This window comes from Bacillota bacterium (genome assembly GCA_012727955.1).
In the GTDB taxonomy this organism is placed as follows: domain Bacteria; phylum Bacillota; class Limnochordia; order DTU087; family JAAYGB01; genus JAAYGB01.
Genome location: JAAYGB010000014.1, coordinates 16,394 through 31,893 on the forward strand (window position 1 = coordinate 16,394; position 15,500 = coordinate 31,893).

The window sequence follows — 15,500 nt, forward strand, 5'->3', positions numbered from 1 at the left end:
GGATGAGGCCAGTGGAGAAGTATGATGTGATTGTCGTTGGGGCCGGTCACGCCGGTTGTGAAGCGGGGTTGGCCGCGGCGCGGCTGGGGTGCAGAACCCTTGTTCTGACATTGAATCTCGATAACATAGCCCTAATGCCCTGTAACCCTTCCATCGGAGGGCCGGCTAAGGCCACTCTGGTCAGGGAGATAGACGCTCTAGGTGGGCAGATGGGAATTGTGACCGATGCCACCCATTTGCAGATGCGGCTGCTGAATACTCGGAAGGGTCCTGCCGTTAGAGCTCTGCGGGCCCAGGTGGATCGAAAGGTCTATTCCCTGCAGATGAAAAGGATCCTGGAGAACCAGGAGAATCTGTTTTTGCAGCAGGGACTGGTGGAGTCCATTGATCCCAGCCCGTCGGGAACGGTGATCAAGACCGCGGAAGGGGACCAGTATCGGGGAAGGGCCGTAGTGTTGGCAACGGGGACCTATCTTTCCAGTCGACTGTTTTTGGGCGATGTGACCATCGATTCCGCCCCGGCCAGTCAGATTCCCGCCTACCGGCTCAGTGATGCCCTGCGGGATTTGGGACTGGAGTTAGTCCGCTTTAAAACGGGAACTCCGCCCCGAGTCAATGCCCGTTCCTTGGATTATGACAAAATGAAGGCACAGCCGGGACATCGGGTTCCCCATGGTTTTTCCTTCCTGCCGATTTACGATGAGAGGCCTCAACTGGATTGTTGGCTTACCTATACTACTCCTGAGACCCATAGGATCATTTCGGAAAACCTGGAGATTTCGGCGATGTATTCGGGAGCCATTACCGGGATTGGACCCCGGTACTGTCCCTCCATCGAGACTAAGATTGTGCTTTTCCCCGATCGGGAGAGCCACCCGGTGTTCGTAGAGCCCGAGGGGAGGGACACCACCGAGGTGTATTTGAGCGGAGTGTCCAACAGTTTTCCACCCGCGGTGCAGCGGGAAATCCTGCGAACGATTCCCGGGCTGGAAAGGGCGGAAATCCTGCGCTACGGCTATGCCGTGGAGTATGACTGTTTGGCCTCGGGGCAGTTTGACTTTACTCTGCAGCTGCGGAAGCTGCCGGGGATCTTTACTGCGGGACAGGTGAACGGCACCTCGGGCTACGAGGAGGCAGCTTGTCAGGGGTTAATCGCGGGCATTAACGCTGCCCGCCTGGTGAAGGGTGAACCCTTGATTACCCTGAGCCGCACCGATGGATATATCGGGGTGCTCATCGATGACCTGGTGGTCAAGGGCACCAATGAACCCTACCGGATGCTCACCGGGTTGGCGGAACATCGTTTACTGCTGCGGATGGATAACGCCGATGAGCGACTGACTCCCATCGGGGCAGAGATCGGACTGGCCTGCCGGGAGCGCAGGGAGCTTTTGGCTGCGAAGCTGGAGCAGCGGGAACTTGAGATCCGCCGGTTGCAGGATAGCCTGGTTCGCCCCTCGGAGTCGGTGAATACCTATCTAACTCAGCGAGGATCCTCCACCCTGACGGAGCCGGTAAGTGCCTACGATTTGCTCAAGCGTCCTGAGCTTTCCTATGATGATGTTGTTCATCTGTGCCCTTCAGAAGAGGAGCTGGATGATCGGATCCGCCAATCGGTGGAGATTAATGTCAAGTATGCGGGGTACATTGCCAAGCAAGAGGCTCAGGTGGAGAGATTCAAGCGAATGGAGGAACGAGTTATTCCCGATAACATAGATTACAGCCAGATTCCCGGTCTGTCCCGGGGGGCAGTGGAGTTGCTATCCACCGTAAGGCCCCAGACCATGGGCCAAGCCGGCAGGATCAGCGGAGTTTCGGCAGGAGACCTTTCGGTACTTCTGGTGTATCTGGAGACCCGGGGGCGGAATCGGCAAGGGGGCGAGGCAGATCGATCGAGAGACGAAGGTCCAGGAGTTTTCTGATCACCTGAGGCAAAATCAGGAGCTAATGGGTCTGGCCATTAGCGAAGAGCAGCGGGAATTACTGGCGGGGTACTACCGGTTGCTTGTGGAATGGAATGCCAGGATGAACTTGACAACCATTGTGGAACCCCAGGAAGCCGCGGTCAAGCATATGCTGGACTCCTTGGTTTTGACTAAGCTGGGGGAGGAGTTTTTCTCCGGCCCAGCCGTCGATGTGGGTACCGGAGCTGGGTTCCCCGGGATCCCGCTGAAAATTGCCAGGCCAACCATGCCCATGGCTTTGGTGGATTCCCTGGCAAAGCGGGTGGGCTTTTTGCAGGTGGTGGTCGACGAGCTTGGATTAACGGGAGTGGATCTGTGGCATCGACGGGCTGAGGAGATGGGAAGAGACACGATGCACCGGGAGGGCTATCACCTGGTGGTGGCCAGGGCGGTGGCCCAGCTGTCGGTGCTGTTGGAATACTGCCTTCCCCTCTGCCGTCTGGGAGGTTGGTTTGTGGCCTACAAGGGCCCCCAGGTAAGGGAAGAACTAGAGGATGCAGAGGTGGCGGCAAAGGAGCTGGGAGGAAAGCTGGCTGCCCTGAAGGAGTATGATTTGCCCCAGGAGATGGGAAGCCGTACCTTAGTGATCTTCCAGAAAGTTACTCCTACCCCAGGGAAATATCCCCGCAGGGCCGGAATACCGGCGAGAAAACCCCTGGGAAAGTAGCTCGATGATAACTATCAGGGACCGACCTTTGGTCGGTCCTTGTCTGTACCGGGAGGAGTTGTGGGGTAAGAGGAGAAGTTGACAATGTGCGAGAAACGGAGGTGAGTTCCATGCGGCTGGGGGATTTGCTAAGAAGTAGAGCTGCCAATCAAGAGAAGGTCGCCGCACCGGAGCCAGAAGTCAAGGAGGAGCAATGGAGCGAACAGGTTATCTCCATTCCCATTGATTCCGTGGAGATCAACCGCTTTCAGCCCAGGAGTTTCTTTGACGAAGCAAGTTTGGGTGAATTGGCTGCATCGATTAAGGAACACGGGATTTTGCATCCCATGGTGGTGAGGCCCATCGGTGAAGAACGCTACGAGCTGGTGGTGGGAGAGCGCCGCCTGCGGGCCTGCCGCATGTTGGGCTGGGACAAGATTCCGGTGATCGTGAAGGAACTGGACGATAAGAACTCGGCGGAATTGGCTTTAATCGAGAACCTGCAGCGGGAGGACTTGAACTGCATAGAAGTGGCGGAGGGCTACCGTCGTTTGCTCGATGAATTTGGAATGACTCAGGAACAGTTGGCCCAGCGATTGGGGAGTAGTCAGTCCAGCATCGCCAACAAGTTGCGATTGCTGAAGCTGCCGGAATCCGTTCGCCACATCGTGTCCCAGGAAATGTTGGGAGAGCGTCAAGCTCGGGCGTTGCTATCCCTGAAGTCAGAGGCGGATCAGCTCAAGGCCTTGGAGAAGATCGTCGGCGATGGATTAAATGTACGACAAACAGAAGATCTAGTTCGTAAGATGTTAGAGGAGGACAAGCCTACCCAGAAGGTAAGGCGATTCCATCCCGATGTGCGGTTGTTGCGCAATAGTGTTCGGCGGCTGGTGGCCGATATGCGGGAGGGTGGCAGTGTCATCGACTTCAAGGAACAGGTAGTTGACGACACCTTGGAAATGGTCATCCGCATCCGCACGGAACCGTAGAAGTAGGAGAAAAGATTGCCAACAGGCAGACTCGACCTCGAGTTATCTGCGTGTCATTCCAGTAAGGGGAGAAAAGGTTTGGGACAGGTAATAGCCATTGTGAATCAAAAGGGTGGAGTCGGCAAGAGTACCACGGCTGTCAACTTGGGAGCATGTCTCGCTGAGTTGGGTAAGAGTGTACTCTTGGTGGATGTGGACCCTCAGGGAAACGCTACCAGCGGTATCGGTGTTAATAAACAGGAAGTGAAATCCTGCATCTATGATGTGATTGTCGGTGATGCGACCCTGAGGGAAGTGGTGCAGGCAACGGAACTTGAGAATCTCCATGTTGCTCCGGCTCGGATCGATTTGGCCGGCGCTGAAGTGGAGCTGGTCTCAATGATGTCCCGGGAATACCGCTTGAAGAATGCCATAGATAAAATCCGCGATCAATACGATTACGTACTGATTGATGCACCCCCTTCACTGGGCTTGCTAACTCTCAACGCTTTAACGGCAGCAGACTTTGCTTTGATCCCCATCCAGTGCGAATATTACGCCCTGGAGGGAGTTAGTCAGTTGATGGGAACCATTAGCTTGGTTCGGACCCATCTAAACGACACGCTGGATATCAAGGGTGTGCTGATGACGATGTATGATGCCAGGACCAATCTGTCGGAGCAGGTTGTGGAGGAAGTGAGAAAACACTTTGGCTCTATCGTCTTCAATGTGGTGATTCCCCGCAACGTGCGCCTAAGTGAAGCTCCTAGTTTCGGTGAAAGTATTATTCAATATGATCCCAGTTCCAAGGGTGCCGAGGCGTATCGCCGGTTGGCCAGGGAGGTGGTGGAGCGTGGCTAGACAAGCACTGGGAAAGGGTTTAGAAGCCCTGATTCCGCAGCGGTTGGAGGTGGAGGATAGTGACCCCGGCACTTCTGGGCTGCAGGAAGTAGATATCGACTTGGTGGTACCCAATCGTTCCCAGCCTCGCAGGCACTTCGATGAGGAGAAGTTACAGGAGTTGGGAGAATCCATCAAAGCCAGAGGCATGCTCCAGCCCTTGGTGGTCCGGGAGGTTGACGGAGGGTTTGAAATCGTTGCCGGGGAGCGACGATGGAGGGCAGCCCGGATGGTGGGATTGGAGAAGGTTCCTGTCATCGTCGGTGATTACACCGACAAGGAAGTAATGGAAGTGGCTTTGATTGAGAACCTGCAGCGGGAGGACCTTAATCCCATCGAAGAGGCAGAGGCCTTTCGGAGGCTCATCGAGGAGTTCTCCCTTACCCAGGAAGAGGTGGCACGGGCGGTGGGCAAGGGTAGGGCCACCATTGCCAACAGCTTGCGGCTCTTGTCCCTGGTCCCTGATGTAAGACAACTGGTGGCTGATGGTAAGTTAAGCGCTGGACATGCCAAGGTGCTGGCCTCACTGTCGGATACAGGACAACGGGAGTATGCCATGCGGGTACTGGCCGAGGGATTGTCGGTCCGCCAGCTGGAGGAACTGGTTAGCGGGGAGACCAAGAAATCCCGGCGAAATCGCACTAGAAGTGTAGCCTCTTCACCGCCGCCGGAGTTGAGGGCGGTGGCGGAAAGACTGCAGGAGGCCCTGGGCACCAAGGTTACCATTAAGGCCAAGGATGAAAAATATAGCCAGGGAAAAATCGAAGTCGAGTTTTATTCAGTAGAGGATTTAGATCGGATTCTTGACCTTTTGGGGTAACGGGATGACAGAGAAGAATACTGCAAAGGCGACCGGACGTTGAGTCCGGTTATTTTTTTGCATCCCCGGTGGGAGCAGTGTTCCACGGAAAGTTCCACGTGGAACCAAGGGGTTTTCCAGAGAAGAGGGTTACAGCCAGTCTCGCAAGGGGTTGGAAATTTACTTGGAACAATGAGAAGAGGCTATAATTGTTTGTAGGTTTTTGTGACTTTGTATGGGAAATTGCCGATTTCTATAGAAGACCGGCGGCGAAGGGCTAGATTTTTCGCAGTCATGAGGGAGGAGAGAAGAGAGGTGAAGACGGGTGTTCCACGTGGAACACCGGAGTGAAGGGAAAGGGCAACCCTCACCGAAGGTCACTGTTCCACGTGGAACATTCATCACGGTCAAGCCCTCTATGCAAACAGATTGGTTCTGCCTCTAGTAGGGGATAGGTTTGGTAAGGCTTCAGCGGTCAGGGCTAGGGCCCTGGCGATCACTCGAGACATTCTCAGTACTAAGGACAAACGGGTGTTTTGCAATACGAAGTATTCCATAAATCCACCGACATTAACGACTCCGATCAAATGCAGTTCGCCGATGGCAGGCAGATCCTTGTTAACTCCCGTTCCCGGTAGGAGAGGTCCCCCCTTCAGACTAAGGAAACCTACACTTTCATTTTTCCCTAGGCAGCCATCGACGGCAAGGATTAGGGAACCCTTGTGTTTCTGGTAAATAGCCCTGGATCTAGCTTCCAAGTTAGTAGCATGGACAGGATCCTCCAAGGTGCCATACACATGCATATTAGCCAAATTAAGTTCCTCAAGGTGCGTTCCCACTAAGGGACCGAGGGCATCTCCCGTAGACCGATCCGTTCCGACGCAAACCACTACCAAGGGTCGATGGGAGGCGGCAAAGCCACGACCTTCGATGTAATGTAACAGTCCCTGGGCTAAGTAATGCGCTGCGTTGGGGTTGTCAACATGAACTCGGGAATAGGTGTCTGGTGTTATGTCGGAGCGCACAATGTCTCGAGGTAGCTGCATGAATAGGGTTTCCTCCTCCCTGTAAAATCCTGGAACGAAATAACAAACAACGGCTGCTACAAGTATATGATGTCCCGATTGAAACTATACATGTATAGCGGGAAAAGAAAGGATGCCGGATTTGCTGACAATGCGGTGAAAGGCGGGGTGGCTCTTGCACAAGCCAGTGAACCACTGGATGAACGCTATACAGGTGGGGTTTACTATAGTAGGGACGGTGATTGGGGCCGGATTCGCCTCCGGGCAGGAAATTCTGCAGTTCTTTGTCGCCTTTGGTAAGCAGGGACTCTGGGGATTGTTCCTGGCGAGCCTTCTCTTTGGCGTACTCACCCATCTGGTGGTGGTAACGGCCGCTGAGCTCCGGGTGCGATCTCATCTAGAGCTCCTGATGAGAACCACCTCAGGGTGGATGGCTCGTGCCGTTGATGGAATGCTCCTTTGTTTTCTTGTCATCAGTACTGCCTTGATGTTGACCGGGGCCGGTACCGTTTTAGAGCAGCATTCTGGTTTTAATCGGATGTTAGGCACGGTGTTGGCGGCATTGATAGTGGTATTGGTGGCTTCCGGGCCGTCCACCAGTGTCGTCCGATTCAACGTCATTCTTGTGCCGGTACTCATCGTCACCTTGTGCGGGCTGGGGGGCAAGGCTTTAGGTCAAGCGCTGAAGTACAGCCATGTGCCCACCTGGAAAGCAGCCGTCAATCCCTATGTCACCCACTGGTGGATGGCTGCCTTGATTCATCCTGCCTATAACATCTTTCTGGCAATGTCCGGCCTAAGCAGTATTAGTGGTTCTGTGTCTCCGCGAAGTGGAGTTCTTGGCGCTTGGCTGGGTTCGGGAATTATCGCGCTCCTGTTGGTCTGCGTTTCCCTGGCCCTGTGGATTGCCGGTCCAGACATCCACCGCTACCCAGTGCCTACCTTAGTGGTAGCCCAGCAGACACATCCTTGGTTGGGATGGGCAAGTATCTTGTCGATGCTCGCGGCGATGTTAACCACTGCGGTAGTAAATGTATACGGCATGGCTCGTCGTCTCGCCGAGGAAGTCCCTTGGCGGCATTCCTGGTTAACAGCGGCCATAGTCGCTTTGTCCCTACCTTTGTCCTACTTTGAATTTGTGGTAATCGTTGGTACCGCTTACTCGGCGATAGGGTATATAGCTTTAGTTTTCTTTGGGTACTGGTTATTAAAACTAGCTATCCCTAGCCAGCCTAGATAGAGGTATGCTGGAGCTGATAACGAAACTAATACAATAACTAGGCAAAATACGAGTTTGGAGGATCCTGCAGTATGAATGAACATCGACAGGGACAACAACCTGACCTTCAGCAAAGGCTGCTGGAAGCTGAAATTCAGTTGGATAAAAACAACCTCGGCGATGCGGAGAAGCTGTTTCAGGAAATATTGGAGCAAGATCCCAACAACGCGAAGGCCTGGAGTAAGTTGGGAGTGGCCAAGATCCGCATGGGGGATAAGGCAGCGGCCAAAGAGTGCTGGGAGATGGCTATTCGTCTCGATGACAAAAACGCACCGGCCTACAGCAATTTGGGCAATCTCGCTAAGGAGGCCGGGAACCTGGACCAGGCCATTGAGTTTTACAAGAGGGCCATCAAGGCCGACCCTGACTTTCCCACCGCTTACCATAATCTCGGGGTGGCTTTAAGGGAGAAGGGGGATATCGGAGAGTCCATCAACAACCTGAAAAAGGCAGCTCGCCTGCAGCGCAATTACGCCAAGAGCGACTTGCAAAAGGTCCCAAAGAAGCAGCGGAATATTGCCTGGGCGATCATGGTGGGTCTGGGGGTACTCATTTTCTATCTGATCTCTCGATCCATAGGAGGCTGATCACCAGTCTTGCCCCATAGGGAATATGCAAAGGAGGGCCGGTTGTATGGTTTCAATGATCAAAGGATATCTGGTTAAATTCAACCTTTGGTTATTTGTTATCCTTACGGTGCTAGCCCTTCCCGTCACCGTCAACGCTTACCTAGTTGGAGCGAGCCAGACCACCATCCTTCCCGGGGTGCAAATCCACGGCTGGCAGCTGGGAGGTCTCACGGAGCAAACCGCGGCGGCTTATCTCAGTGGGTATTTTAGTGACTTCGCCGCCCGGCCCGTCGAAGTTATCGCCGGTACCCAGAGCTGGAGCGTAATTCCCCGAGACTGCGGAGTCCTGGTGGATACCGCCGCGGTATTACGCCGGGCGGTGGAGGCCGGTAACACCGGTTCCTTCGTGACTCGGTGGCGGATGCGCCACAAGATTAGAAATTACGGTTTGGAAATTCCTCTGATTCTAACGGTAAACTACGCCAAACTCGCGGAGAGTCTTCAGCCTATTGTCGCGGCCATTGAGACGGACCCGGTGGATGCTCAGTTTGTCATTTCTGAGGATCGGGTCTCAATCGTGCCCTCCCAATCGGGAGTGGTCGTTGATTACCAACAATTGGAGGCGGATTTTCTGGCTGCCTGCCGCTCGTTGTCCCATCGGGTGGTGGAGGTAGCCCTGATCGATGTGCCTCCTGCCCTTACTACCGCCCAAGCTGAATCCATGGGAATCACTGCCAAGGTAGCTAGCTATGTGACTGAGTTTGATCCCGATGATGTCGATCGCAGCCACAATATCCTTCTGGCCGCCCAGGCCCTACAGAATGTATTGGTTGCTCCCGGGGAGACCTTCTCCTTTAACAGGACCACCGGTCCCCGCTCAGCCCGATATGGATATCGACCGGCTCCGGTGATTATCGACGGTGAGCTGTTACCGGGAATAGGGGGAGGGGTCTGTCAGGTCTCCACCACCCTATATAACGTAGTTCTTCTCGCAGACTTAGCGGTCACTAATCGGGTGGCCCATTCCCTTCCGGTGACCTACGTACCCCTGGGACAGGATGCCACTGTCGCCTACGATTACATCGACTTTCAATTCACCAACACCCGTTCCCATCACCTTCTCATTGACACCAACGTCACCGATAACCAATTGGAAATAGCCTTCTATGGAACTCCCACCGATAACCACCGCGTGCAATTACAGAGCAGATTAGTCGGCTTGATTGAGCCAGAAACCAGGACAGTAGAGGATCCCACCTTACCCCCCGGAGCCTGGAAAGAGGTTGACGCCGGTAGACCAGGATACCGGGTGGAGGTATATCGGGTGGTGATGGATGAGACCGGTCAGAGGGTGTTGGCAAGTACTAAGGTCGAAGAGACGGTGTATCCTCCCCGGCATAGGGTTTTGCGGGTAGCCCCATAGAGCAGGAAAACCTGCAAAGGAGGAGAACCCCAGTACCAAGAAAAAACCGTCGGCGACGATGTCACCGACGGTGGAGTTTCACACATAGTGGTACAAACTGCCTTGTTACTGCATGAAAGTTAAGGGATACAGTACCCCTTGGCATCCACCGCTATGCGCGATTGCGTTTGATCACTATTAATACGGTCTTTCCGGCTCGGCGTAGTATGGGGTTTAGTATCCAGCTGATAAGTCCCATAGGCTGTGTCAATCCTTCCGTTGTCAGATCTGCTTTAGTATACGCTGGGTCCAGTGAACTGTGCGGATTCCTCTCCTACAACGGATACTGGGCGTATCCGAGAAAAGTAGAATCCATTGTTTCTGTCTGATCTTGTCCGACTGGAGGCGACTGAAATGGCAGTTGGAAATGGCGCTCAAAAAACTCCTTTGTATGAAGCCCATCGGGGACTGGGCGCTAGGATTGTGGAATATGCCGGTTGGTTGATGCCGGTACAATACTCCGGTGTTTTAGAGGAACACAAAACTGTGCGGGAGAAGGCCGGGATCTTTGATCTGTCCCATATGGGTGAGATCCGCATTTCCGGTTCCAAGGCCCATGACTTTCTCCAGGGATGCACTACCAATGATCTCGAGCGTCTGGAAGTGGGGCAGATCCAGTACTCCCTCTTGTGCAATGAGGAGGGAGGAATAGTTGATGACATCTTGATCTATCGCCATCCTTGGGGATATGAACTGGTGGTCAACGCTGCCAACAAGGATAAGGATCTGCGGTGGTTGCGTCGGCATCGGCCGGAGCGGGGTGTTGTCATCGACGATGTTTCCAATGAGACGGCCCTGATCGCGGTGCAGGGGCCTGCCTCAGAGGAGATACTGGTCAAAACCCTTGGTCCCGAGATCGCGGAGTTACGCTACTACACCTTTATGATGAGTAGTTACCAAGGGAAGCAGATTATGATTTCCCGTACCGGGTACACCGGAGAGGATGGGTTTGAAATTTACCTACCGCCGGCCGTTGCCACGATGTTGTGGAAACGGATTATGGCCTTTGGCAAGGAGGATCTGATCCCCGTTGGGCTGGGGGCCAGAGATACCCTGCGGCTGGAAATGGGTTACTGCCTATACGGGAACGATATCAGTGAACGCACCAATCCCTTAGAGGCGGGACTGGGCTGGATCGTCAAACTGGACAAGGATTTTATCGGTCGAGATGCCATTGCCGCCATCAAAGAATCGGGAGTGACCCGTAAGTTAGTGGCCATTACCATACCTCCCCAGGTGGAGGGACGCCGGGCGGGTATTCCCAGAATGGGCTACCCCGTCTATGTTGGCGATACTCTGGTGGGCGAAGTGACCTCGGGAACCTGGTCACCCACATTACAGCAACCCATTTGTCTGGCCTATGTGCCGGCGGAATACTCCCAGGAGGGGCAGCAGTTAGAAATCGAGGTTAGACGCACCAGAATGCCGGGTACCGTAGTAAAGAAGCCCTTTGTCCAACCGAGGGTAAAGCGGTAATTAGAATCTTACATATCACTCTAGATGGAGGGTGCAGTTATGAGTGTTCCTGCAGATTTAAAGTACTCCAAGGATCATGAATGGGTCAGGGTTGAGGGAGATGTGGCGGTAATCGGGATCACGGACTTTGCTCAATCGGAGTTGGGGGATGTGGTCTTTGTTGAATTGCCGGAGACAGATATAGAAGTGGCCGCGGGAGATCCCCTGGGCGTCATTGAGTCCGTCAAGGCTGTGTCCGACATTTTCAGTCCCGTGTCCGGTACCGTGGTGGAAGTCAATGCCCAGCTGGAGGATACTCCAGAAGCGGTCAACGAGGATTGTTACGGGGCGGGGTGGATTGCCAAGGTGAGCATGTCTAATCCCCAAGAGGTTGAGAAACTCCTATCGCCCGCAGAGTATGAAGAGCTGACTAACGAGTAACAACGACTTTGAATTAGGTGGGATCAGTATGAGCTTCATCCCAATTACTCAGTCAGACCAAGAGGAGATGTTAGCTGCCATCGGAGTGAGTTCCATCGATGAACTCTTCGCCGATATTCCCCGGGAAATGCGCCTAGAGCGGGAGCTGTCTTTGCCTCAGGCCCTATCGGAGGCGGAACTTGTTCGGCACTGCCGGCAATTGGCGGGGAGAAACCAAAGCACCGAGCAGTTGGTATCCTTCTTAGGTGCTGGGCTTTACGATCACCACATCCCTGCGGCGGTAGCCCACTTAGTAGGCCGATCCGATTTTTACACTGCCTATACCCCCTACCAGGCGGAAGTTAGCCAAGGTACACTGCAGTCGATCTATGAGTATCAGTCGGCTGTTTGCTTCTTGACGGGAATGGATGTAGCCAATGCCTCGGTTTACGATGCCGGAACCGCTATTGTTGAGGCGGTGGGGATTGCCAGGGCAACAACTCGGCGGGATCGGGTGGTTTTCCTCGATACGGTTCATCCCGATCATCTGGCAGTAGCAAAGACCTATGCTGCTGCCCAGGGGTGGGAAATCACGATAGCTCCCAGCCGGGAGGGAAGAACCGATCTAGGAAAGCTCACAGCCCTGGTAGACAAGGAAACCGCGGCGGTGGTTGTCCAACAGCCCAACTTCGTCGGTCAAGTTGAGGACCTTCTGCCCATCGCCGAGGCCGCGCAGTCAGTGGGCGCATTGTTCATCCTTTGCGCCAACCCAATCATGTTGGGATTATTGACCAGTCCCGGAAAGGTCGGTGTAGACATCGTCGTCGGCGAGGGGCAGCCCCTGGGTGGGCGCCTGCACTATGGTGGGCCGACATTAGGCTTTTTTGCTGCCAAGGCCAAGTACTTACGGCGATTGCCGGGCAGAATCGTCGGCAAGACTACAGATCTGGAGGGACGGGTGGGTTACGTCCTCACCCTGCAGGCTAGAGAACAACATATTCGCAGGGAAAGGGCCAGCTCCAATATCTGCTCCAACCAGGCCCTCAACGCCCTGGCGGCTACCATTTACTTAGCCCTGCTGGGCCCCGAGGGACTGAAGGATGTGGCCTATCAAAGTGTGCAAAAGGCCCATTACTTAGCCAATCAGTTGACCACCAAGGGGTTAGGAGACTTGGTCTGGTCGGGACCCTTTGCCAATGAATTTGTTTTCCGCCCGAAAATGGACCTGGACACCCTGTGGGCCAAGTCCCTGGAGGCAGGATATCTGCCGGGCTTGAACCTGGGGAAGATGCCCTTCCTGCCGGAGTCCATCGCTCCCTCCTTGGAAGGGACGCTGCTGATGGCGGTGACCGAAAAGCGGACTCGAGCTGAGCTCGATGGCTTAGTTTCTTTGTGGGAGGGGTTGATGGCCAATGATTGATGGAAGCTCTTCCACGATTTTTGATCTCAGTCAATCAGGAAAAAGGGGTTACCGGCTCCCGGACCTAGACGTTCCCGAACAGGAGATCACGGAGTTGATTCCCGCTGCCCTGCTGCGGAAGGAACCGGTGCCTTTGCCCCAGGTTTCTGAGCCCGAGGTGGTGCGTCATTATACCCTTCTGTCTCGGAAAAACCACGCGGTGGACGTGGGCTTTTACCCCTTAGGTTCCTGCACGATGAAGTACAACCCTAAGGTGAACGAGGACATCGCCTCCCAGGGGGGCTTTGCCGATCTTCATCCTTACCAGCCCGAGGAGACGGTGCAGGGCATGTTGGAATTGATTTACCAGCTGGAAGACATGCTCTGTGAGATCTCGGGGTTAGCGGCCTGTACTTTGCAGCCGGCTGCCGGTGCCCACGGGGAATTGGCGGGACTGTTTTTGATTAAGGCCTACCATCGGGATCGGGGAGAGGGGGAGCAAAGAACCCAGATCATTATTCCCGACAGCGCTCATGGCACCAATCCCGCCAGTGCCGCCATGTGCGGCTATGAGGTTGTCGAGATTCCCTCCGATAATCGAGGAGGAATGGACCTGGAGGCCCTACGCCGGGCAGTGGGACCCCAGACCGCTGGGCTGATGCTAACCAACCCCAACACCTTGGGGCTCTTTGACGAGAATACCCGGGAAATTGCCGAGCTGGTCCATCAGGCCGGCGGCCTACTTTACTATGATGGGGCCAATGCCAACGCCATCTTGGGGATCAGCCGCGCCGGAGACATGGGTTTTGATATCGTGCACTTCAACCTTCACAAGACCTTCTCAACGCCCCACGGCGGGGGAGGTCCAGGAGCGGGCCCCATTTGTGTCCGGGAGGATTTAGTTCCCTACCTACCGGTCCCTAGGGTGGTCAAAGGGGAGCAGGGATATGCCCTGGACTATCAACGGCCCAAGTCCATTGGCAAGATTAAGAATTTCTATGGGAATATTGGAGTGGCGATTCGAGCCTATGCCTATATTCTCAGCCAGGGAGCTGAAGGATTACGGCGAGTCAGCGAAGTAGCGGTGCTCAACGCCAACTACCTGCTGGCCAAACTCAAGGAGGACTTTGCTCTTCCCTATGACCGGTTCTGCAAACATGAGTTCGTACTGAGCGGCAGTCGGCAAGCTGCCCATGGGGTGCGGACCTTGGATCTGGTCAAAAGACTATTGGATTACGGGATCCACGCTCCCACCGTCTATTTCCCGCTGATTGTCGATGAAGCGATGATGATCGAACCCACGGAGACGGAGAGTAAGGAGACCTTGGATCACTTCATCGCAGTGATGAAGCAGATTGCCCGGGAGGCCCAGGAGGATCCCAATCTCCTCTTGGAGGCGCCCCACAGTACCCTTGTCCGGCGGTTAGACGAAACCAAGGCCGCCCGCCAACCCGATGTGCGGTACCAGTGGCAGCCCCAATCTCAAGGGTGAGCTTTGCCAAGGGGGATCGAGATCCGGACGGAGTTTCCCTGTATGAAGGTAGTTATCGGTAAGACCCCGAAGCTGCGGGAAACAATGATGAGATCACAACAAGGACTAAACAAGAGCGGGGAGATCCACCAAAGGGTGACCTCCCCGCTCTTACGTTCAATTTGTTTTTCTAGACTTTAGGGATGCTGCTCTAGGTGGGAGTAGCGATCCCAGAAGACCTCGATATCGGCCTTGGCGATCAAGCCGTTAATAACCTCCTCTTGGGTTTTGGCCTTGCCCTTAATTAGCTGTTGGCGGAGGCTTTCTTCCACGTCGGAAAACTCCGGTTCCTGACGCTCCTCCAGCTTAATCAGGTGGTAGCCAAACTGGGACTGAACTACGTCACTGATCTCCCCTTCAGCCAAGGCAAAGGCCGCGTCCTCGAAGGGCTGCACCATCTGTCCCTTACCAAAGAAGCCTAAGTCACCACCGCTGGCGGCACTACCATCTTGGGAATACTCCTGGGCCAAAGCGGCAAAGTCCTCGCCGGCTTGGAGTTGAGCCAAAATCTCCCGGGCCTCTTCTTCGGTATCTACCAGGATGTGGCGAGCTCGCACTCGGACCAATTCATCTTTGTTGGCCTCGAAAAATTCCCTGGTCTCCTCCTCGGTGACGGTAACTCCCAGGACCGCGAGGCGATTGAGGACGTAGGTGAGGACAATTTCCTCTCTCAGCCGAGCTTCATCGATACCGTATTGACGTAAGTACTGAGCAAAAATCTGATCATTATTGCCAAATTGACTCTTCATTAACAGCAGCTGCATCTCAACTTCATCATCGGTGGGCATAACACCCTGGGCCTCGGCTTCCTGGAGCAAGAGGGTTTCGATAATCAGTTGCTGGATCACCTGATCCCCCGCGGCTCGCTCCAACGTAGAGTAAAAGACATCGGTGGTAATCGGGGTTCCGTTGACGGCGACAATGGACTCCGACTCCTGCTGCGCAGCGATGCCCACCGCGGCAAAGGCCAAAGTAAACACCGCCAGTAGTGCCAACGTGACTAGCTGTCTTTGGTTCTTCAAGTACTAATCCACTCCTTTTTTGGGTTCTAGTGAATATAGGTGATCTTCGGGGTCGGGGTAC

14 protein-coding genes are annotated in these 15,500 nt (G+C 54.5%); 12 read left to right on the plus strand and 2 right to left on the minus strand.

Annotation, left to right across the window (positions count from 1 at the left end):
- The first annotated feature begins 2 nt into the window (after window positions 1-2).
- The 5 genes from mnmG (at window position 3) to GX030_03290 (ending at window position 5,298) form a co-directional block, all read left to right on the plus strand.
- Window positions 3-1,922, plus strand: a complete 1,920-nt coding sequence (gene mnmG / locus GX030_03270; GenBank protein NLV91400.1) for a tRNA uridine-5-carboxymethylaminomethyl(34) synthesis enzyme MnmG — start codon at window positions 3-5, stop codon at window positions 1,920-1,922.
- A 25-nt stretch (window positions 1,923-1,947) separates the two neighbouring features.
- Complete coding sequence (gene rsmG / locus GX030_03275) at window positions 1,948-2,631, plus strand: 16S rRNA (guanine(527)-N(7))-methyltransferase RsmG (protein ID NLV91401.1); 684 nt, start codon at window positions 1,948-1,950, stop codon at window positions 2,629-2,631.
- 110 nt (window positions 2,632-2,741) lie between these two features.
- Complete coding sequence (locus GX030_03280; protein ID NLV91402.1) at window positions 2,742-3,599, plus strand: ParB/RepB/Spo0J family partition protein; 858 nt, start codon at window positions 2,742-2,744, stop codon at window positions 3,597-3,599.
- 78 nt (window positions 3,600-3,677) lie between these two features.
- Window positions 3,678-4,439 carry a ParA family protein gene (locus tag GX030_03285; GenBank protein ID NLV91403.1) on the plus strand — a complete coding sequence of 254 codons (762 nt, stop codon included), beginning with the start codon at window positions 3,678-3,680 and terminating at the stop codon, window positions 4,437-4,439.
- Window positions 4,372-5,298 (plus strand): ParB/RepB/Spo0J family partition protein, encoded by a 927-nt coding sequence (locus GX030_03290; protein NLV91404.1) that lies wholly within the window; start codon window positions 4,372-4,374, stop codon window positions 5,296-5,298. Before GX030_03285 ends, GX030_03290 begins: the two co-directional genes overlap by 68 nt.
- 395 nt (window positions 5,299-5,693) lie before the next feature.
- On the opposite strand, the gene yyaC is transcribed toward GX030_03290, so the two are convergent.
- A complete protein-coding gene (gene yyaC / locus GX030_03295; protein NLV91405.1) occupies window positions 5,694-6,323 on the minus strand; it encodes a spore protease YyaC in 630 nt (209 codons plus the stop codon).
- A 154-nt stretch (window positions 6,324-6,477) separates the two neighbouring features.
- Here yyaC and GX030_03300 point away from each other — a divergent pair, with 154 nt between their 5' ends.
- From GX030_03300 to GX030_03330, 7 genes are all read left to right on the plus strand, one after another.
- The gene (locus GX030_03300; GenBank protein NLV91406.1) at window positions 6,478-7,542 is read left to right on the plus strand and encodes a hypothetical protein; all 1,065 of its coding nucleotides are present in this window, start codon (window positions 6,478-6,480) and stop codon (window positions 7,540-7,542) included.
- A 71-nt stretch (window positions 7,543-7,613) separates the two neighbouring features.
- Complete coding sequence (locus tag GX030_03305) at window positions 7,614-8,168, plus strand: tetratricopeptide repeat protein (protein ID NLV91407.1); 555 nt, start codon at window positions 7,614-7,616, stop codon at window positions 8,166-8,168.
- A 46-nt stretch (window positions 8,169-8,214) separates the two neighbouring features.
- Window positions 8,215-9,573 (plus strand): hypothetical protein, encoded by a 1,359-nt coding sequence (locus GX030_03310; GenBank protein NLV91408.1) that lies wholly within the window; start codon window positions 8,215-8,217, stop codon window positions 9,571-9,573.
- A 393-nt stretch (window positions 9,574-9,966) separates the two neighbouring features.
- Window positions 9,967-11,088, plus strand: coding sequence for a glycine cleavage system aminomethyltransferase GcvT (gcvT, locus tag GX030_03315; protein NLV91409.1), 1,122 nt, complete (start codon window positions 9,967-9,969; stop codon window positions 11,086-11,088).
- Between the two features lie 39 nt (window positions 11,089-11,127).
- Window positions 11,128-11,508, plus strand: coding sequence for a glycine cleavage system protein GcvH (gene gcvH, locus GX030_03320; protein ID NLV91410.1), 381 nt, complete (start codon window positions 11,128-11,130; stop codon window positions 11,506-11,508).
- Between the two features lie 28 nt (window positions 11,509-11,536).
- Window positions 11,537-12,907, plus strand: coding sequence for an aminomethyl-transferring glycine dehydrogenase subunit GcvPA (locus tag GX030_03325; GenBank protein NLV91411.1), 1,371 nt, complete (start codon window positions 11,537-11,539; stop codon window positions 12,905-12,907).
- Window positions 12,900-14,378: an aminomethyl-transferring glycine dehydrogenase subunit GcvPB gene (locus GX030_03330; GenBank protein NLV91412.1), complete on the plus strand. Its 1,479-nt coding sequence runs from the start codon at window positions 12,900-12,902 to the stop codon at window positions 14,376-14,378. Before GX030_03325 ends, GX030_03330 begins: the two co-directional genes overlap by 8 nt.
- Before the next feature lie 176 nt (window positions 14,379-14,554).
- On the opposite strand, the gene GX030_03335 is transcribed toward GX030_03330, so the two are convergent.
- Entirely contained in the window at window positions 14,555-15,439 is an 885-nt protein-coding gene (locus tag GX030_03335) for a foldase (GenBank protein ID NLV91413.1), read from the minus strand.
- Window positions 15,440-15,500 lie beyond the last annotated feature (61 nt).